This is a genomic window from Porphyromonas gulae, from assembly GCF_000765945.1.
In the GTDB taxonomy this organism is placed as follows: Bacteria; Bacteroidota; Bacteroidia; order Bacteroidales; family Porphyromonadaceae; genus Porphyromonas; species Porphyromonas gulae.
In genome coordinates this window covers 163,676-183,514 of record NZ_JRAT01000012.1, presented here as the reverse complement: position 1 = coordinate 183,514, position 19,839 = coordinate 163,676, and the positions used below count along the sequence as shown (strand labels likewise).

Genomic DNA, 19,839 nt, shown 5'->3' with positions numbered 1-19,839 from the left:
AATCTACCGCCCTTTGCCCTCGCAAGTTTGCAGATGGATCAAGTCGGTTCTCTGTACGTTGTGCACAAATGATACAGCATTATTATTACATTTACGGAGCATAAATGTAGCCGGCCGGTGTCATTTTCAATAGAAATGCACGGTGTAGCGTTATAAAATAAATACAAGTTGGAGTCCGGACGTGCCTGTTGTTCCGACTCTTGCTATTCACAATTGAAAAAGTAAAAAAATGACATATAATGAATTACAACTGGAATTTGGAGCCGTTTTCCGCAGAGGAACGTTCCCTCGGGACAATATTCTGTCGGGAGCTAAGGCTCGCGCCCGTAGTGGGGTGCCTATTGGCACGCAGGGGAATAGCTTCCGTGGAGGAAGCTAAGCGTTTCTTTCGCCCAAGATTGGAGGATCTCCACGATCCTTTCCTGATGAAGGATATGGACAAGGCTGTGGCTCGCCTGAACAGGGCAGTGGGGCGAAAGGAAAAAATCATGATTTACGGTGACTATGATGTAGACGGTACCACGGCAGTGGCACTCGTCTATAAGTACTTGCGCGCCACGGGCTGCTCCGAAACCCAATTGGATTACTACATTCCGGATCGGTACGATGAGGGTTATGGTATATCTTATCGAGGGATTGATTTGGCTCACTCTCTCGGAACGAAACTGATAATCGTACTTGACTGTGGTATCAAAGCCGTCGAAAAGGTGGCATACGCCAAGTCGCTTGGCATCGATTTTATTATCTGCGACCATCACAATCCGGATGAAACCCTGCCCGATGCCGTTGCGGTGCTGGATGCCAAAAGAGCCGACAATACGTATCCTTACGAGCATCTCTCCGGCTGTGGAGTCGGGTTCAAGTTTATGCAAGCTTATGCCCGGAGCAACAATTTACCCGAATCCAAGCTCCTTCCTTTGCTCGACCTCGTGGCTGTCAGTATAGCTTCGGATATTGTTCCTATTATGGGGGAGAACCGCATACTCGCCTATTACGGACTGCGCCAACTTAATAAACGCCCTTGTCTTGGCTTACAGGCTATAATAGATGTATGCGGTCTGAAGAAGCGAAGGATAGATATGAACGACATCGTCTTCAAGATCGGGCCTCGGATCAATGCTTCCGGTCGTATGATGAATGGGGGGAAGGCTGTGGAACTGCTCCTCTCTCAGGATGCTGTGGAGGCCCAAAGCCGAACGGCCAATATAGACGAATACAACGATCAACGTCGCGAGCTTGACAAGGATGTGACGGAACAGGCTATTGACATTTTGGGCGAGCTATCCGATGTGGACAAGAAGATCCTCGTTATCTACCGGCCGGAATGGCACAAGGGCGTCATCGGCATAGTAGCCAGCAGGATGACTGAACGCTATTCGCGCCCGACGATCGTGATGACGAAGAGCGGCGATTACATTTCCGGTTCGGCTCGTTCGGTGGGAGGATTCGATGTGTATAAGGCTATCGAACATTGCAAGGATTTGCTGGTCAATTTCGGTGGACATCCTTTTGCTTCCGGTCTGACGATCAAAGAAGAGAATCTGGAAGCTTTCCGAAAGATGATTACGGACTATGCCGAAGAGGCTGTATCGCCGGAATTACTGGTGCCGCAAATAGATGTAGATGCCGAAATATCCATCGAAGAGGTCAATTACAAACTTCTCGACAACCTCAAGCGGATGGGGCCATTCGGACCGGAAAATTCCAAGCCGGTCTTTATATCCCGACAGCTGTACGATGCCGGAGGTAGCAGGGCTGTGGGGAAGACATCCGAACACCTGAAGATAGATGTGAGGGTGGGATCGGGCGAACGCCATCCGGTGAGTGGGATTGCATTTAATCAGGCCGGTCATTGCGATGAGATCAAAAATGGTCCTTTCCGCCTTTGCTACACGATAGAAGAGAACGAATTCAACGGCAATAAATCATTGCAGCTACTGGTGCGCGACATCAAACCCGAAGAAGAATCCACCATTAACGGAGAGACAAGATGAAGAGAACGCTCACGATGAATCTGGGAGGCAAGGTCTTCCATATTGATGAGGATGCCTATAACCTGCTGGAGGAGTATCTACACAATTTAGCCTCACATTTCGATCGGGATAACCATACGGATTGTAAAACGATCGAAGAGTTTGAGGCTTATTTGTCGGATATGGTCATCGCCCGATTGCACAGCGAACACGCCATAATAAGTATCGGCCTGATTCGAGAAGTCATAGAAAAGATCAATATGGTTGGCGGATATTCTGCCGGTGCCGATCAATACCGACAGAATGGAAAAGAAGCAGCAGACCATCGATACGCAACGGAGGAATCTCCGAAGCGAAAGTTTTACCGAGACATGGATCGTGCCGTTCTATGTGGTGTTTGTAGTGGTATCGCAGCATATACGGGATGGAATGTGAATGCCGTTCGTGTAATTGTCGTGCTCATGACGATTGTCGCGTCTTCGCTCTTTTGGATGGTTATTGTCGGCTATTTAGCTGTTTGGATGATAGCTCCCCCGGCAATAACGGCTTCCCAAAAACTGGAGATGTACGGCGAACCGATTACCGTAGAGAATATTGGTAGGCGTGTCGCTGCCGATGTAGATGCGAATCTTCATCGTAGGGGTGCTTCGGTACTCAATACATTGGGATGTGTCCTGAAAGGATTGTTCGTCCTCGTAGGAATCGGATTTGTATTCGCCGTTGCTTTCGGGCTCTTGGGGCTGGTTTTGGAGTTATTTGCAGGTGATTACGCAACTGATGCTCCCTTAACCTCGGATTGGGTATCTATTCCCTCATGGATGGTGCTCTGTGCTACGGTTTCTCTTTCCATCATTGTCGTTGTGCCGGTAATGGCTATCATCTTAAGGCACCACGGTCCGGGAAGAAATGGCATTATTCCTGTTGGTCTCAAATGGCTAGGCTTGACCATCTGGTTTGTAGCGGCAATTTTATTGGCTGTAGTCTTCATTTTGATAACCCGTGAGCTGGGTTTGAATTTCTTCCTGCATCGTCATTCGGTGTAATCGGCTTAATATGAGTGATGTCTTAAACAATGTTCCGTCTATCTTTTTGGAGAGAACCTGTAAAGGTTTTTGAGTTTTTGTTCATATCTTCGCTTTAGAATCTTACCTTTTGAAAAAGAATAACAGCAGCCTATCAATAAGTATGAGCGATAATTGTCATCTGGCAGAGAAACCATTTCGAAGTGTTGTCCTCCCGAAGGATTCCATTCTGACTTTATTTTTCCGAATTTGTCTCCGAAATTGGTATTGGATTCTCCTTTCTGTTGCTCTTTTTGGTGGCTGGGGCGTAGTGAAGTATAAGAGGGCGGGCGTAGCTCCCAGCACCTATTTTACAGCCGTAATGGCACGATTCCCCGAAGGAATTCAGCGAACAAGTTCCGGCGGATTGAACCCGAATTATAGCCTCTATGATAGCTATACCCCACGTTGGGAAGGTATTTCCGTATTGGATTGGAATTCTATTTTCAATGGTCTTTGTGCTACAAGCCTAGTGGAAAGAGTGGGAGAGAAAATACAGTACGATGTAAACTATTTCCTCCCGGGTAAGGTGGCTAATCATGATATATATGATAGTACTCCGATTCATTTAATCTTCTCCCCTGAGAGTGCGCATAGCTCTTTCACTGTAAAGATGAAGATTGAAAAAGAATATGCTATGATCTTATCTCTGAAAGGAATACATGAGGCGAAAGGGATAAGTCTGGCCGATATCCAGCTTCCTTATGGTACTCCTGTAGCTACCCCGATCGGAGAACTTAGGGTGGAGAAAACGGAGCGATTCAACCCTGAAGCTTTGGAAAAAGAATTCTCCTCTATGCCTATTATAGTTACTAAAGAACCCAAGGATAGAGCACGTGTGCGCTACGATTCGGAGCTTAGAACCGAGGAGTCGAAGGGGCGAATAGAGATGAGGATAACGATAAACAGATCTTTAGGTTTTGCAAGAGATTTTCTTGACGGCCTTATAGAAGAATTCGATATCCAGTCCCGCGAGAAATATCGTCAGGAGGTAGAAGAAAAAATCGCTTTGGTGGAAAAAAGTCTAAGCGATCTTCAAAAGTCAGAGGGTTATGTCTCGGATTCTACTCTTCTCTCTTTGGGGATCACGGAGAAGGAAATCAGTGCTGACAGTGAGGCTTTGCGCAAGAGGTTGGTGTCTATGATCAATGAATACAAAGTGGATCTTTTGACTGCTGATGCATCTTCGAGCCTAATTGTGTTGGACAAGACTAAGTCTGTTCCCGGTTCGAAGAGAGATTTATTGATCTTGCTTATCAATCTGGCCATGGGCTTATTTTTCCCCATGATTATCTTCTTTGTCTACATCGTTCTGCGCAATCTGATATTGGCACCTTCGGAACTTGGCGAAAAAGCGCTCAAGCGTATACTGGCTCTACTGAATGGAAGTAAGAAGAGAACGGCTACGATGCAACGGGATATAGACTTACTTCGTCTCAATCTGACTGAATACCTATCGGATTCGGCTTCGGCTTCCTCTTGTATTATCCTGACAAGCATGAGCGGTAACGAACAGACCGAGAGGATAGCTACAGAACTGATAAATTCTTTTGAGAAAAAGGGAAAGAAAATCCAAATGGTCCACCTTGAAGAGTCGGATGCTGCACTCCAAGAGGTGGCCGCTTTGCGTGAAAAGGGTATATCCGTTTTAGCCATGGCTCCGAGTATAGTAGGTAGTGCTTTGGCGGTTGAGGCAAGTCTCGTAGCGGATGTTTCTTTGTTGTTGGCCGAGAGCATGTGCTCGAAGAGAAAAGACAAAGACGAAGTCGAAACATTTATCTGCCAGAGTCGTTGTCCTGCTTTCGTGCTATGGTTGGATAGGTACTAAGACTTTATTCATTTTCTAACTCCAAAGTTTTATGGGTATTATCCGGAGCATATTAGACACCGATCTATATAAATTCACTACCGGCTATGCCTATGCCAAGCTATTCCCCAGAGCTTATGGCGAATTCCGCTTCATAGACCGCAACCGGCAGCTCTTTACCGAGGAATTTGCCGAGCTGGTACGTGCCGAAATACGAGCGATGGCATCTCTGTCTTTGACTCGTGAGGAAAAAGAGTTTCTCCGGCGGGAATTACCTTATCTACCGCCGATATACATCGATTTTTTGGAAGGTTTTCGTTTCGATCCGGAAGAAGTTGCAGTATCGATAGACGCACAAGGTCGCTTGGATATACGAGCGCAAGGCCTTCTCTATCGTGTGACGCTTTGGGAGACACCCATCCTGGCCATTATCAGCGAACTCTACTATCGTTTTATCGGGGCCCAACCGGATTGGAAGCACGTAGAAGAGGTAACTCGATCCAAGGGGGAATTGATGCGAGAGCATCGAGCTACGTTCTCGATATTCGGTATGCGGAGGCGTTTCTCCCTTGATGTGGAAGATCGTGTGACGGATATTCTCAAGCAGTATGCAGGTGAGAGTCTCTTCGGTACCAGCAACGTACACTTAGCCCATAAGCATGGATTACGCGTGTCCGGTACACATCCGCACGAGTGGATACAATTCCACGGGGCTATTTACGGCTACAAGATGGCCAATTATGTAGCCATGGAGGATTGGATCAATGTCTATGACGGTGATCTCGGCACTGTGCTCACCGATACGTACACGACCGATGTTTTCATGCGCAACTTCAGCAAGAAGCATGCCATGCTCTTTACCAGTCTGAGGCATGACAGCGGCGACCCCGAAGTATTCATCGAGAAAGCAATACGGCGATACGAAGAGCTGCGAGTAGATCCCAAGATCAAGTACATCATATTCTCTGACAGCCTCACTCCCCAGCGAGCCATAGAGATTCAAGATATGTGTGCCGGCAAGATAAAGGCCAGCTTCGGCATCGGTACCAATTTGACGAATGATGTAGGTGGGGGTGTAGAGCCACTGAATATCGTTATGAAGCTCTGGAAGTGCAAGATGACGGCGAAAGACGATTGGCACTACTGCGTCAAGCTGAGCGATGTCGATGGCAAACATACGGGAGAGCCGGAAGAAATCCTTCTGGCGATGAATACACTGGGAATCAAACCGAAATAATGCTGACAGGGCTCTTCTTCGGATCTTTCAATCCGCTGCATATCGGTCATTTGGCACTGGCCAATTATCTGACAGAATACACTCCGATCGGAGAGTTGTGGTTCGTGCCGAGCCCGCTGAATCCTCTAAAAAACACCCAAGAGCTACTTCCGTACCATCTGCGCTGCGAGCTGATAGAACAAGCTATTCAAAACGATGCTCGTTTTCAAGTCGTGCGCATCGAAGAACTCCTGCCTTCTCCTCATTATACCATCCGGACACTTCGTGTCCTCAGCATGCTGTATCCCCGTCATCGATTCGCCCTCCTGATCGGGGCGGACAACTGGCAGAGCTTCGATCGATGGAAAGATCATCATCGGCTGACGGCCGAATACGAGCTCATTATCTATCCGCGATTCGGCTATGAAGTAGACGAAACAAAACTCCCGGCCGGATGCCGATACGTACATGATGCTCCGCGAATAGAAATCTCCTCTACCCAAATCAGGACAAGCATATTGGAAGGAAAAGATCTGCGCCACTGGCTGCCTCTTCCTGAGTACCGGGACGTCATAGCATCTGCCCTGCAAAGCTGTCTGTCACAAAAACGCTGAGAAAAAGAGAAACTATGGAAGAAAGAATGGTCACGCTCGTCTGCCTGCAAAGCAACGCTTTGGCAGAAGAACTCCAACGAATGCTCGCCGAAGCAGGCATCACGGCTTATCTGCGTAATGAATATACCAACCGTATCATAGGCCCTATGTGCGATGTCGGCGGAGTGAGAATTGAATTGGCCGAAAGCGACCTCGAGGCTGCTCGTATTGTTTTGGCTGAGTCCGGATTGCCATTGGCAGAACCGGAGCAGACCCAAGTAGGGCGTATCAGCCGATGGGCAGACAACTTGCCTCTCCTGCGCAATCGTCCTTTGGAGCAGCGCTTGTGGATCATTACGGGACTGCTCATAGTCTTTCTCGGACTGCTTTCCATCATACTCTATTTCTTAAGCTAAAGCAATATGCCCCGGCGGAAACCGCTTAGCAATAGCCAGATCATTTGTATCGCAATCCTTTGGATACTGCTCGTCATCTATGCCATTGGGGCGGGAAGGCCGAGCGGACAATTGTATTTCGGCATCATTGCCTCCGGCATCATCGTATTTGTCACCATCTACAAAGACATTCGTCGCAGGGGAAAGTAGAGTCGTTCGCGACTTTCCCCTCTAATATCACACTCATTACAATCCCATGTATCATTCTTCTCGTAAGTCTCCCGCCTTTTTTCTTGCCTTGCTATTTTGTGTCATTGCTCTTTTTAGCTGTGGCACGAAGCGACAACTTCCATTGCAAGTCCACACCGATTATCCCAAGCGAGAGTTTCGTGCAGCATGGATCCAAACCGTCTATCAGGGGGAATACGCCCGTCTCTCTCCTGCCGAAGTTCGCCGCTTGCTGATCGGGCGACTGGATAAACTCAAAGAAGCCGGTTGTAATGCGATTATTTTCCAGATCAGACCCGAGAGCGATGCCTGGTACGAATCTGCTATAGAGCCATGGAGTCGTTTCCTGACAGGCCGTCAGGGACAAGCCCCTACGCCCTTGTGGGATCCGCTCGCTTTCATGGTCAGCGAATGTCACAAGCGGGGGATGGAGCTGCATGCATGGATCAATCCATATCGCGCCTCGACTTCCGGAACGGCAGGGCTTGCCCCCGATCATCCCTACCACCGTTATCCGGAGTGGTTCGTCACCTACAACAATCAGCTCTACTACGACCCCGGAGTGCCGGATTGTAGAGCTTACATCTGCCGTATCGTGCGAGATATTACGATGCGATATGACGTCGATGCCATTCACATGGACGATTACTTCTATCCATATCCGGTGGCCGGTATGGCTTTCCCCGATGGCGACAGTTTTCGCCGATACGGACAGGGATATACCTCCCAAACGAAGGGAGACTGGCGGCGCGAGAATGTAAACAAGCTGGTGCATGAAATCAAGCTGACAATACTGCAGTCCAAACCGTGGGTGCGTTTTGGCATCAGTCCTTTCGGCATATATCGGAACAAACGCTCCTCCCCCTCCGGTAGCGAGACAGCCGGACTTCAGAACTATGATGACCTCTATGCCGATGTGCTATTGTGGCAAAAAAAAGGCTGGATCGACTACGTTATCCCCCAAATCTATTGGGAGATCGGACACAAAGCAGCAGACTATGCCACGTTAGCTGAGTGGTGGGGACGTAATTCTGTCAGAGCGACACACCTCTACTTCGGGCAGGATGTCAAACGAACGATGACTGCCCGACAACTCGCGCCCAAGATGCGGATGCAGCGTGCCGTAGCAGCCGGGCATGCCCTTTGGCCGGCCGGTGAGGTGGTGAACAATACCCAAGGAGTGGCAGACAGTCTGCGTAGCCGCTACCACCGCTATCCCGCTCTTATACCGGCTTATACGGCCATGCACCGACAGGCTCCTCCGAAAGTGAAAGGCCTGCATGCCGCTTGGTTGCCATCGGGCTTTCACCTGATCTGGCTTGCCGAAAAGGACGAATCCGATCCCGTCAAGGCCTCCTACTTCGTAGTCTATGCCTTCCGCCATGGCGTGAAGAAAACGACCCAACATGCCGAAAACATTTGGGTGATTACACCCGAAAACAGTATCCGCCTTCCCGACTCCCACGCTTCAGCGGATTATACCTACTGGGTGACAGCCGTGGATCGCTTCCATAACGAGAGCAAACCGGCCAAGCTGAAAGTCAAAGCCCGATACAAACGCCCCTGAGCGCATGCCTCGTCGTAAGACAAAAAAGAGAGAGGAGGCCCTGCCCACCATTGACCCGGCCAATGAGGAGATGGGCTATGTGCTCAGCCTGATCGAGCGTACAGACCAAAGTCTCTTCCTGACCGGCAAGGCCGGAACGGGTAAGTCCACACTGCTTCGGCATATCTGTGCTACGACGCACAAGAAGTTCATCGTGCTTGCACCTACCGGTCTCGCGGCTCTGAATGTCGGAGGGCAGACGCTCCACTCATTTTTCAAGCTGCCACTCCGCCCCATTCCGCCGAACGATCCCGATCTGAGCACTCGTGACAAACGGGTGTTCGATGTATTTCGCTACACGAACGAACACAAGAAACTGATCCGAAGCCTCGATCTGATTGTCATAGACGAGGTGTCCATGGTTCGGGCCGATGTCATCGATGCCATTGATAAGCTCCTCGGTATATACAGAGGCCGGCAAGAAAGGCCTTTCGGTGGTGTGCAGATGTTGTTCGTGGGGGATCTTTATCAACTTGAACCTGTGGTAACGGCAGATGATGCCGACATACTGAAACGATTTTATCCCAACCCCTTCTTTTTCTCCTCCGAGGCACTGCGAGCCACTCCTCCCGTCACAGTGGAGCTGACCAAGGTGTATCGACAGACAGAGCAGGCGTTCGTGCAGATACTCGATCGAATCCGATCAGGCAGGCTGATCGAACAGGATCTTCGGGACATCAATAAATGCGTCGATCGCCATTACGAACCACCGAAAGACGAGCCGGTCATCACCCTCGCCACCAAACGCCGGCACGTGAGCTACATCAACGAGCGACAGTTGGACCGGCTGCAGGGCGACCCCATCACCCTGTACGGCACTATCGAAGGCGATTTCCCCTCTTCATCCTTACCGACCGAGGAAGAGCTTATCCTGAAACAGGATGCTCAGGTGATATTCGTCTCCAATGACAAAGATCACCGATGGGTCAATGGGACACTCGGCATAGTAGCCGGCTTCGATCCGGAGAGTGAAACGATAGACGTATGTCTCAGCACCGGAGAAGTTGTCACAGTGGAACCATGCATCTGGGACAATAAACGCTTCTCCTATAATGAGCAGGCCAATAAAGTGGAGGAGGAAGTCCTGGGCAGATTCATTCAGTATCCGCTCAAATTGGCTTGGGCGATCACGGTACACAAGAGCCAGGGACTGACGTTCGATCGGGTGATCATCGATTTCTCGGAAGGGACCTTCGCCGGCGGTCAGGCCTATGTAGCCCTCAGCCGGTGCCGTTCGCTCGAAGGTATGGTGCTGCGTGCACCGCTTGCCGGTCGGGACGTCATCGTCCGTCGTGAGATTGTCGATTTTTATTCGCGAGCCAATGATCTGGGTGTAATCAATGACTCGCTCGAACGTGCCGAGGCGGAACGTGAGTATGCACAAGCCCTCCGGCTGTGGAATGCTTGCCGTTATACGGAAGCCATCGGCACCTTTTCACAAGCATTAGCGAAGAAGAACGATTTGGACGACCCACTCTTTCGCCGTCTGCTGGTGAGCAAGCTGTTCGAAATGGAGTATGCATACCGCCGTGAGGAACAGCTGCGGCGTGAGTTGGCCGAGCAGCGCGAGGTTATGCGTCGACTGGCCAAAGAATATGTACTAATGGGCAATGACTGTATTGCGGAGGCTCATGATGCTCACGCGGCCATCCGCTCCTACGACAAAGCCCTCACGCTCTATCCCGACTATGTGGAGGCCTTCGTCAGGAAAGGTCGGGCATTGGCCGGACTGAACGAAATAACCGCTTCCCTCTCTGCTTTGAATCAGGCTGTAGCCATTGCTCCGACGGATTTTACTGCTCGATTCACGTTGGGACAAGTCTTGGAGAAATTCGCTTACTACGAAGAGGCCCTCGATGCATACCGACAGGCCGATGGGCTCAACCCCCAAAGCCGCACATTGCTCAAACGGCTTATTGCCCTCTGCGAGGAGCTGGACGAAGAAGACGAAGCCGAGCACTACCGAATCCGCTTACGCAAGCTCCGAGAACAGGCCGGCCGGAAGTGAAACAGCTTATGGCGTGGCTTAGCCTGCCCGCATCCCGTAAAGCATCTATCATCCCCCGATCCGATAGGCCGGTCTATCATCCCAACCTTTCGCAATACGCACCGGAAATGTGCTGATTCCGGCGCGAAATCTCTGAAAAAGTGGCGCGAGAAAATTTTCGTTCTGGCGCGAGAAATTTTTACTTCCCGAACCAAAACGAAAATTTTCTCGCGCCATGTTTTGCGGACTGACGACCGGACAAATTCCCGCGCGTAAACTCTTTGGCAACAAAGAATAGTCTCATTGCTTGAAAAGAGACTTCAGTCGCTTTTCTGTACAGTGCGATAGAAGGAGGAAAGATGGCGTCGGAGGGGGGGCTTGTCAGAGGGTGCGCTTGAGGCGGAACAGGAACTCCAGACCGCCTTCGGAGCGGTTTTTGACGGTGATCTCTCCCTTGTGGAAGAGGACTGCGTTCTTGACGATGGAGAGGCCTAAGCCCGTGCCGCCCGTTTCTCTCGTTCGCCCTTGGTGTACCCTGTAGAATCGCTCGAAGAGCCGTGTCAGATGCGATTCGTCCGAGATCCCCACTCCCGTGTCGTAGAATGAAAAGTAGAGATAATCCTCGTCCTTGCGGTAAAGATCGATGATGATCTGTATGTTTTCGCCGCCGTAGCGGATGGCATTCTCCGTCAGGTTGCGGAAGATGGCATAGAGCAGGCTCTCATTGCCGGTCAAAACGGTATCGGACGGTAGATTCGGCCGGAAGGATATGCGATGCGCCGTAAAGTCCGAGGCGAAGTCCTTGCCGACTCTTTCCAGCAGTTCGCTCAGATTGATCGGGGAGAGCTTGAAAAGAGCGGGCGACTCGTCCAGCTTCGTGATCAGGCTCATGTCGTGGATCAGATCCGATAGCGCCAAGGTGCGATGATAGGCCTGTTGGAGGAAGTACTCGCGGGTGGCTTGGTCGGGGTTCTGCTCCAGGAGTGTTTCCAAATATCCGCGAATACTCGTTACCGGCGTACGTAGTTCGTGGGCTATATTGCCCGTCATCTCTTGTTTGATGCGGTGCATTTTCTCGTTTTCCGTCACATCGTTGAGTACCATTTCGAACCCACCGTCTTCGAATACGCCTGCTCGCAGGGAGAAGGCTTTGCCATGGCGTCTGATCCGGCTTTCGTAGGAGGTTGTTTTGCCCCCTCCTTTCACAAAGTCGAAAACAGGGGCAAAGAGGGGATCTTCCGCCAGCGTTGCTGCGCTGATGTCGTTGCAGTCGCTGATGGCATGCAGATACTGAACGAAAAGGCCGTTGAAGAAAAGAACTTCGTGTGCGGGGGTGAAAAAGCAAACTCCTTCGCGCGAATAGAGTACATGCTGGGCAAGGCGTTCGCGTTCGTAGTCGATTGCTTGCGTTTTCTCCCGAAGGTCCTGATAGTTGCGTGCGATTTTCCGGCTTACTTCGCCCAGCTCATCGTCGGGGAATGTCTCTCCCGCTGCTGCCGTGTCCGGGTTGATGGCCAGATCGCGAAGGCGTCTGACGGCTCCGCTCGTGCTGTGCGCCACCCGGCCGATGAGCAGGAGGGTGACGGCCAGGAGGGCGATAGCCCAATAGAAGAAGGGGGCATCCATCCGAAGCAGATAGCGCACTTCGGTATTGTAGGGGAGAGCTACCCGTATGAAACGGGAGCCGATCTTTTCGGCCAGGTAGAGATATTTGACTCCATCGGACTGGGAGATGCGTATGTCCGTCCCATGCCGATGACGGGAGGCAGCTACGACCTCGGCACGCGCCGAGTGGTTCTGCATTTGCTCCGAGCTGTCTATCACATTATCGAAGAGGACTACGCCCTTGTGGTCGATGATGCTGACGCGTATGGAGCGGGGGAGAAGGGGCAAAATGTGGCCGAGTCTGTGCCGATAGTCGGCCGTGGTGTCGGGGGCGGCTTTGTCTATAATGGATACGTATTCTGCCAGCCGATCCTCAAGAGCTTGTTTTTTGATCGTTCGCTGCCGCCACTGTCCTATCAGGATCACTCCTGCAAAGAAGAGCAGGAAAAGACATCCGAATCGGAGGAAGAGTTTGCCCTTGATGTTCAGTCGCATAGGAGAGCGGGATTGAACCGATAGCCGTAGCCCGAACGGTTGGTCAGCATGGGAGCACATACACCGAGTTTTTTGCGAAGCCGGGTAATGTGTACATCGACCGTTCGTTCGGTGATATAAGGCGTTTCGCTCCAGACCTTCTCGATAATCTCGCTACGGGAGAGCACGCGGTCGGAGGAGCGAACGAGCAGGACGAGCAGTTCCATCTCGGTCTTGGTCAGCTGTACGGGTTCGCCGGCCACGAATACTTCTTTGGTCTCCGGATTTATTTGCAGATCGCCGCAGACGATCAGGCGGGATGAAGCATGATGTTCGTCTTTCGCGCCTGTCGAACGACGCAGGACGGCTCGGACGCGGGCAACGACTTCTTTGATGGAGAAGGGTTTGGGGATGTAGTCGTCTCCTCCGACCGAAAAGCCCGTTAGCATATCGTTCTCGGTATCCTTGGCCGTAAGGAATATAATAGGAGTGGTGTCGCGCCTTTCTCGGAGGGTCTCGGCCATCTTGTATCCGGACATGCCGCCCATCATCACATCCAGCAGGATCAGGTCGAAAGGAACGGAGAGCGTGATCAGGGCTTCTTCCGCGGAATGGGCGCTGCATACCTCGAAGCCTTCGCTTCGGAGGTTATAGGCCAGGATTTCGCATATGCTGTGGTCATCGTCCACTATCAGGATCTTATATGCCATGCTGTCGTTGCAAAAGTTTGGATACCAAAGATATGGAATAATGGAAATGGAGCTGTCCGGAGCAGTAAAAAGAGGTGGAGGTAACCCGGGGTTGTGTCAAAGTCCATTCTTTGCACAGCCCCGGTTCGGTTCGTAAGAATGCGCAAAAAGTGTAAGGTGCTTCTCCTAATCGGCTTTGCTTTTGTTGTGCTTGAGCACTTTTGCATCCACATAGAATACGATCTCCTCCACGATATTGCCGCAGTGGTCGCCTATGCGCTCCAGCTTGCGGATCAGTAGCAGCAGCTTCAGACCGCAGTAGATGTGTTCGGGATGCTCCGTCAGGAACTGGGCAAGGACCTTGGGGGCTGCATGATAGATGGCATTCACCTCTTTGTCGCGGGAGAATATCCGACCCGCTATTTGGGTGTTTTCGCTTTCCAGTGCCACGTAGCAATCCGATAGCATGCCCTGCAGGACGGTAAACATCTGTTCCATTTCGAGCTTTTCTATCAGAGATGCCGGGATGTCTTGGCAGTCTTCATCGAGCACATGCATAGCGATGCCGGCGGCAAAGTCGCCTATCCGCTCCAGCGTGCTGCAGATCTTCATCAGCGAGAGGGTCAGTCGCAGGTCTATGGCCACGGGGCTATAGAGGGCTATGTAGTTCTCGCAGTCGCTTTCGATCTTCAGTTCACATACATCCACTCGTTTCTCCCTGCTGATTACTTCGCGTGCCAGATCGGTGTCGTTCGTCAGAAAGGCCTGACGGGCTTTCTCCAGTTGGGATAGCACGAGCTGCCACATGCGGTTTACTTCCTCTTTGAGGAGGATCATTTCTTGTTCGGTATGCTTCATTGCAGTTTCCTTGTTTGAATTTAAGTGTTTGGGAGGGGAGAACGATCAGCCGAAACGGCCGGTAATGTAGTTCTGCGTTTGTTCGGAATCGGGCGACAGGAACATCTTCTTCGTATCGCTGTATTCGATGAGTTGGCCGAGCATGAAGAACCCCGTCTTGTCGCTCACGCGTGCTGCCTGCTGCATATTGTGTGTGACGATTACGATCGTGTACAGCTCCTTGAGTCCATGTATCAGCTCCTCTATCTTAGCTGTGGAGATGGGGTCGAGAGCCGATGCCGGTTCGTCCATGAGCAGGACGGAAGGGGAGATGGCCAAAGCTCTGGCTATACAGAGACGTTGCTGCTGGCCACCGGACAGGGCAAAGGCGGATTTCTTCAGTTTGTCCTTTACTTCGTCCCAGAGTGCAGCCGCGCGTAGGGACTCCTCCACTCGTTGGGCAATGAATTGCTTATCGCCCATCGAATTGACGCGCAGGCCGTATGCCACATTCTCGAAAATGGATTTGGGGAAAGGGTTTGGTTTCTGAAATACCATACCCACCTTCTTGCGCAGGTCGTCTACGGATATGGATTTGTCGTGTATGTTCACGCCATCTATCAGGCATTCCCCCGTGAGGCTGGTTTCCTCGATCAGGTCGTTCATGCGGTTGAACAGGCGCAGGAAGGTGGACTTACCACAGCCCGAAGGACCGATGAGTGCCGTTACCGTATTGCTCTCCATCTTCATGCTTACCGACTTGAGGGCGTGGAAGTCGCCATAGAAAAAGTCTATATTTTTCGCTTCTATCATTGCTGTTTAGGCAGATTGTTTCTTGTTTTTGGACATATAGGATCTGATACCCGTAGCTATCAGGTTCATCAGTAGTACGATGGTGATCAGCACAAGAGCGGTGCCGTAAGCTATCGGCCGCGAGGCTTCAATGTCCGTTCCGCTGGTGGCTATCACGTAGAGGTGGTATGGCAGTGCCATGACCTGATCGAATATGCTCGAAGGGAGCTTTGGCAGGAAGTAAGCGGCAGCAGTGAAGAGGATGGGAGCCGTCTCGCCGGAGACCCTTCCGATGGAGAGGATGAGGCCCGTCATAATATCCGGAAAGGCTGCAGGCAGTACCACCCTGAATATCGTCTGCAGCTTACCTGCCCCCAGGGCATAGCTACCGGTGCGGTATGAATCGGGTACGGCTTTCAGTGCCTCCTCCGTCGTTCGGATCACGAGGGGCAGTGCCAGCAGACCGAGTGTGAGCGAGCCGGCGATGATAGAATCGCCGAAACCCATGGTATTCACGAACAGAGCCATACCGAACAGCCCGAATACGATGGAGGGAATGCCGGCCAGATTGTTGGTCATGATGCGGATGATGCGTACAGGCCACCCGTTGCGTGCATACTCCCGTGTGTATATGGCGGACATGATCCCCACCGGGAAGGCCACGAGCATACTGCCTGCCACGAGGCAGAGTGTACCGACGATGGCCGGATAGATACCGCCTGCCGTCATCCCTTCGGTCGGAGCTGTGGTGATAAACTCCCAGTTGATTACCCCGATACCATTATAGATAATGAATCCGAGCAAGGCCATCAGTAGCACCAATATGGAGAATCCGAGTATCCGAAAGGTGAGAAACGCTATGCGTTCGCTGTTTTTCTTGTTCAATACCATTGTTTAGACCGATGCTTTGGGTTGTTTCTTGGAGATTACTTCAGCCGTTATGCTGATGATCATCGTGATCACGAATAGAATACATCCCAGCAGGAAGAGTGCCTGATAGTGGGAGCTACCTGCAGGTACCTCGCCCAGCTCTGCTACGATCGTGGCCGGAATGGTTCGTACCGATTCGAAGAAGGAGGTGGGCATGACGGCTGCATTGCCTGTAACCATGAGCACGGCCATCGTCTCCCCTATGGCTCGGCCGATCCCCAGTACTACGGCGGCCGATATGCCCGATTTGGCATAAGGTATCACGACTTTGTAGACCGTCTGCCAGCGGGTAGCCCCGAGAGCCAGACTGGCTTCTCGCATGGATCGGGGAGTATTGTTCATGGCGTCCTGAGCCACCGTGATGATGGTGGGCAAGGCCATGATGGCGAGGATGAGGCTGCCCGTAAAGGCCGTTTCGCCGACGGAGAGACCGAAGGTTTGCTGTACCCAGGGTACCAGCACGACCAATCCCCAGAAGCCGTAAACGACGGAGGGTATCCCTGCCAGTAGTTCGATGGCCGGTTTGAGTATCTTGCGAATACGCCCCGAAGCCAGTTCGGACAGGTAAATGGCTACACCCAGGCCCAACGGAAGGGCCAGAGCGATAGCTCCCAAGCTAACCAGTAGCGTGCCTAATATAAGCGGGAGAATACCGTATAACGGGGCGGGAGAAGCCGTAGGCATCCACTCCGTTCTCCCGAAGAAGTCGCTAAGCGAAATGTCGCCCGTGTCCATAGCCCGTACTACTCCGCTGTCCGCAGGAGCATATTTCTGCGGCAGGAAAGCGATGATGCCCGGATTGGCTGCGATCACCTCTCCTATCTTATCGGGGAGGAGCGCATAGTTCTCGCCTAATTCTTCCTCGCTGTAGATAGAAAACAGGTCATCGATACGGAAGAGCATGATATCCTGATCGTCTCCTCCCAGTTGGCTCCAATTGGTTATTTCTCCATCGAAAATCCGTTTGATGTCATGTGGCGACAGCTTCTGTACTCGGTTGTCGGCATGGCGATAGAGGGCGTATCCCTCTTCAATCACGGGCGAACGGAAAAGGCCGAGCCCTTCATTGAAGAGGAACAGTGTGATAAGCACAATAGCGATGCTCGTAATGGCACCGCTAAGTGTAAAAAGAGCCTCTACCATCCGTCCGAGGATTTTCTGTAGGAACTTCATAATTTGTGTTGAGGCTTGTGTTTATCTATTGGGGAAGGAGCTTATTTGATGCTGATAAAGCCGACTTTGTCTACGATGTCCTGCCCTTTGGGGGAGAGAACGTAATTGACAAAAGGCTTTACTTTGGCTTCTGATCGTGTGTCGTAGTAGTAATAGAGCGGACGTACGATCGGATAGCTCTTATTCTTGGCATTGGCTACCGAAGGGGCCGTGAAAGTCTTGCCCGAATCGAAGGAAACGGACAGGGCCTTTACTTCTTTGTTCAGGTAGGCAAGTCCTACATATCCAATGGCACCTGCCGTCTGACTAACTGACTGAATAATGGCTCCCGTGGCCGGCATACTCATGATACCGTTCATATAGTTCTTATTGCCGAGTACGACTTCCTTGAAGAATTCGTAAGTGCCCGAAGAGGTCTCACGAGAGTAGGGTACGATCTTCATATCGGCACCGCCTACCTCTTTCCAGTTCTTGATCTTGCCTGTGAAGATGCCTTCCAGCTGCTGACGCGTGAGCTTGCCGACTTTGTTGGACGGATGCACCACTACGGCCAGAGCATCGTATGCGATCACTACCTCCTTGACCGAGCGGCCGCTCTCCTGTAGTTTCTGGCGCTCTGAGAATTTGATTCGGCGCGAAGCCTGTGCGATGTCAGTAGTACCGGACATCAGTGCTGCTATGCCGACTCCGCTCCCTCCACCGGTGATGGTCAGGCGAGCAGACGGGTTCTCTTTCATATACTGCTCGGACTCCTTCTGTGACAAAGGCAATACTGTGTCGGATCCCTTGATACGCTGTGCCTGAAGAGAGAAAGTCATAATGGTAAGCATCGCTCCGGCAAAGAGTGTTTTCTTCATTTTCATTTTAGTTTTTTGAATCGTGTGTAATTGGGTTTCTTATTACCTGAGCCAAAAGTATAGCCCACTTATTACGCCCATATGTCAGGATTGTTATGAATTTGTTACAACAGCTCTTTTGCTATGATTCCGATGTTTTTCTTCCGCCGATCTCCTTCCCCTTGATAATACGAGAAGGCCGAAACCTCGGGTGGAATACCTGAGGTCTCGGCCTTTGTATGTGTAGCGTCGGGTTCGTTTCTTCCCGTGCGCTTGTGTGCTATGTGATCAGAATTTGTACTGTACGCAGAGGTAGAGACGGTTGTCCTGACGGTCCTTTGTGTAGGAGGAAAGAGACGCGGTTTTCTCGTTGTTTACCCATTCGTGGTAGGCCGTAAGTTTGATGGACGATGTCGCTCTCCAGATCAGTCCCAGACCCAAGGTTTGGTATGCGATGTCTGCTTTCCCGGTGTAGCCCTTGCCGATTTCGTCTTTCGAAACCTTCGTATTCGGGTCGTACCAGTCGTATTTGGCAATAGCAGTGAAAGGTAGAGTGGCTATATCCTGTGCCAGCAGTATGTAACCGCCCGAGACGGGGCGGATATAGGTGTCGGCCGTCGGCAGAGAAGAGGAGTTCGGGCTTTTGCTGGAAGCATCCGTGCCGGGCTGCGTTCCACTGATAAATTCGCCACGAAGACGTGTCATACCCGTTGTGCTGCTGTAATAGGAGAATTGGGCATCCACGCCGTAGTAGCGACGCGTGGCGAATGCGCCTTTGTTGCCCTCCTTGTCATCGAGTTCGAAGTCGCTCCCGTTCATGCGGAATACTTTGGTCGACCCTTGATAAACGCCACCGCTATATAAAGATGCTCCTATCCCCCACTCGATGGCGTTGCCGATGGTATTGCCGGCAGAGATCCGTCCGATAAAATCTTTGCGGTTGTCGATCTCCGGCTTGATGCCGTTACCGGCGAAGAGTCCGGCTTCGAGCTTGAGGAAATGCCATGGAGAGGTTTTACCTGTCTGGAGTACAACCTTGGCTCCCAGATCGCGCTCATTAGGGAAAAGGGTACGGAAGATCATAGAGCGTTCGGGCGATTCCCGGCGTGAAGAGGAGTAGCCTATTTCATGACCGAAGGGACGATCGAATAAGCCGGCACGGATCGAGCTGGCATCTCCGAGCGGTGATTTCAGATCCATGTATGCATCTTTCAGCCCTACGCCTTTTTCCGTAACGTCCATTTGCAATACGACGCCACCCCACTTGTCCCCATAGGCGAATTTGAGGTGTCCGCGGCGGATACCGATACGGTTGAAAGCCTCGTCCGTATTCTCATTGGGGCTGCCCACATTGAGAGAAGCCTGCTTCTCTCCATGCTGGAAGTACCCCTGCACGTAGCCCGAGATCTTGATTTTCTTGTTTTCCCGAGTGACCTCTTCCTGTGCCGCCACACGCTCCTCCAGAGTACGGATAATGCTGTCTTGTCGGTTGTTTTGAGCGAAAGCTGCCATGCCGGAGAGGCAGAAGCAGATTGATAGAATCAGATTCTTGTTCATATTCATCTTGTATTATTCTTGTCACAAAGGTAGACCGTGGTTATTACAAACTCATTGCGTCCCGGCTACCTTTCAAATAT

The 19,839-nt window shown here is 51.3% G+C and carries 19 protein-coding genes; 10 read left to right on the top strand and 9 right to left on the bottom strand.

Features of this window, described 5'->3' with window-relative positions; translation table 11 throughout:
- Positions 1-239: 239 nt before the first annotated feature.
- The 9 genes from recJ to HQ49_RS04220 all read left to right on the top strand — a co-directional run bounded on the left by recJ (position 240) and on the right by HQ49_RS04220 (position 10,887).
- The gene (recJ, locus tag HQ49_RS04260) at positions 240-1,994 is read left to right on the top strand and encodes a single-stranded-DNA-specific exonuclease RecJ (protein WP_039418623.1); all 1,755 of its coding nucleotides are present in this window, start codon (positions 240-242) and stop codon (positions 1,992-1,994) included.
- Positions 1,991-3,016 (top strand): PspC domain-containing protein, encoded by a 1,026-nt coding sequence (locus HQ49_RS04255; RefSeq protein WP_039418622.1) that lies wholly within the window; start codon positions 1,991-1,993, stop codon positions 3,014-3,016. The genes recJ and HQ49_RS04255 overlap by 4 nt, the downstream gene beginning before the upstream one ends.
- A gap of 340 nt (positions 3,017-3,356) precedes the next feature.
- Positions 3,357-4,862: a hypothetical protein gene (locus HQ49_RS04250; RefSeq protein ID WP_235290059.1), complete on the top strand. Its 1,506-nt coding sequence runs from the start codon at positions 3,357-3,359 to the stop codon at positions 4,860-4,862.
- 31 nt (positions 4,863-4,893) lie between these two features.
- Positions 4,894-6,078 carry a nicotinate phosphoribosyltransferase gene (gene pncB, locus HQ49_RS04245; protein ID WP_039418619.1) on the top strand — a complete coding sequence of 395 codons (1,185 nt, stop codon included), beginning with the start codon at positions 4,894-4,896 and terminating at the stop codon, positions 6,076-6,078.
- Positions 6,078-6,671, top strand: a complete 594-nt coding sequence (gene nadD, locus HQ49_RS04240) for a nicotinate (nicotinamide) nucleotide adenylyltransferase (protein ID WP_018964470.1) — start codon at positions 6,078-6,080, stop codon at positions 6,669-6,671. The genes pncB and nadD overlap by 1 nt, the downstream gene beginning before the upstream one ends.
- Positions 6,672-6,685: 14 nt before the next feature.
- Positions 6,686-7,066, top strand: coding sequence for a putative signal transducing protein (locus HQ49_RS04235; protein WP_039418617.1), 381 nt, complete (start codon positions 6,686-6,688; stop codon positions 7,064-7,066).
- 6 nt (positions 7,067-7,072) lie between these two features.
- On the top strand, positions 7,073-7,255 hold the full coding sequence (locus HQ49_RS04230; protein WP_039418615.1) for a hypothetical protein: 183 nt from the start codon (positions 7,073-7,075) through the stop codon (positions 7,253-7,255).
- A gap of 46 nt (positions 7,256-7,301) precedes the next feature.
- On the top strand, positions 7,302-8,840 hold the full coding sequence (locus HQ49_RS04225; protein WP_039418614.1) for a glycoside hydrolase family 10 protein: 1,539 nt from the start codon (positions 7,302-7,304) through the stop codon (positions 8,838-8,840).
- 4 nt (positions 8,841-8,844) lie between these two features.
- Positions 8,845-10,887, top strand: coding sequence for an AAA family ATPase (locus HQ49_RS04220; protein WP_018964466.1), 2,043 nt, complete (start codon positions 8,845-8,847; stop codon positions 10,885-10,887).
- On the opposite strand, the gene HQ49_RS11785 is transcribed toward HQ49_RS04220, so the two are convergent.
- Positions 10,839-11,081, bottom strand: coding sequence for a DUF1661 domain-containing protein (locus HQ49_RS11785; RefSeq protein WP_162832555.1), 243 nt, complete (start codon positions 11,079-11,081; stop codon positions 10,839-10,841). The genes HQ49_RS04220 and HQ49_RS11785 overlap by 49 nt on opposite strands.
- Here HQ49_RS11785 and HQ49_RS12075 point away from each other — a divergent pair.
- The gene (locus HQ49_RS12075; RefSeq protein WP_235285204.1) at positions 11,041-11,142 is read left to right on the top strand and encodes a DUF1661 domain-containing protein; all 102 of its coding nucleotides are present in this window, start codon (positions 11,041-11,043) and stop codon (positions 11,140-11,142) included. The genes HQ49_RS11785 and HQ49_RS12075 overlap by 41 nt on opposite strands.
- Positions 11,143-11,247: 105 nt before the next feature.
- Here the strand turns inward: HQ49_RS12075 and HQ49_RS04215 are convergent, their stop codons facing one another.
- The 8 genes from HQ49_RS04215 to HQ49_RS04180 form a co-directional block, all read right to left on the bottom strand.
- Entirely contained in the window at positions 11,248-13,026 is a 1,779-nt protein-coding gene (locus tag HQ49_RS04215; protein ID WP_080745544.1) for a sensor histidine kinase, read from the bottom strand.
- Complete coding sequence (locus HQ49_RS04210) at positions 12,957-13,655, bottom strand: response regulator transcription factor (protein WP_018964464.1); 699 nt, start codon at positions 13,653-13,655, stop codon at positions 12,957-12,959. The genes HQ49_RS04215 and HQ49_RS04210 overlap by 70 nt, the downstream gene beginning before the upstream one ends.
- Before the next feature lie 165 nt (positions 13,656-13,820).
- Entirely contained in the window at positions 13,821-14,492 is a 672-nt protein-coding gene (phoU, locus tag HQ49_RS04205; RefSeq protein WP_039418611.1) for a phosphate signaling complex protein PhoU, read from the bottom strand.
- Positions 14,493-14,537: 45 nt separating this feature from the next.
- Positions 14,538-15,284 carry a phosphate ABC transporter ATP-binding protein PstB gene (gene pstB, locus HQ49_RS04200; RefSeq protein ID WP_039418610.1) on the bottom strand — a complete coding sequence of 249 codons (747 nt, stop codon included), beginning with the start codon at positions 15,282-15,284 and terminating at the stop codon, positions 14,538-14,540.
- Between the two features lie 6 nt (positions 15,285-15,290).
- Complete coding sequence (pstA, locus tag HQ49_RS04195) at positions 15,291-16,154, bottom strand: phosphate ABC transporter permease PstA (RefSeq protein WP_018964461.1); 864 nt, start codon at positions 16,152-16,154, stop codon at positions 15,291-15,293.
- 3 nt (positions 16,155-16,157) lie between these two features.
- Entirely contained in the window at positions 16,158-17,366 is a 1,209-nt protein-coding gene (gene pstC, locus HQ49_RS04190; RefSeq protein ID WP_018964460.1) for a phosphate ABC transporter permease subunit PstC, read from the bottom strand.
- 41 nt (positions 17,367-17,407) lie between these two features.
- Entirely contained in the window at positions 17,408-18,229 is an 822-nt protein-coding gene (locus tag HQ49_RS04185; RefSeq protein WP_196246888.1) for a PstS family phosphate ABC transporter substrate-binding protein, read from the bottom strand.
- Between the two features lie 261 nt (positions 18,230-18,490).
- Positions 18,491-19,765 (bottom strand): hypothetical protein, encoded by a 1,275-nt coding sequence (locus tag HQ49_RS04180; protein ID WP_039418609.1) that lies wholly within the window; start codon positions 19,763-19,765, stop codon positions 18,491-18,493.
- Between the last annotated feature and the right edge of the window lie 74 nt (positions 19,766-19,839).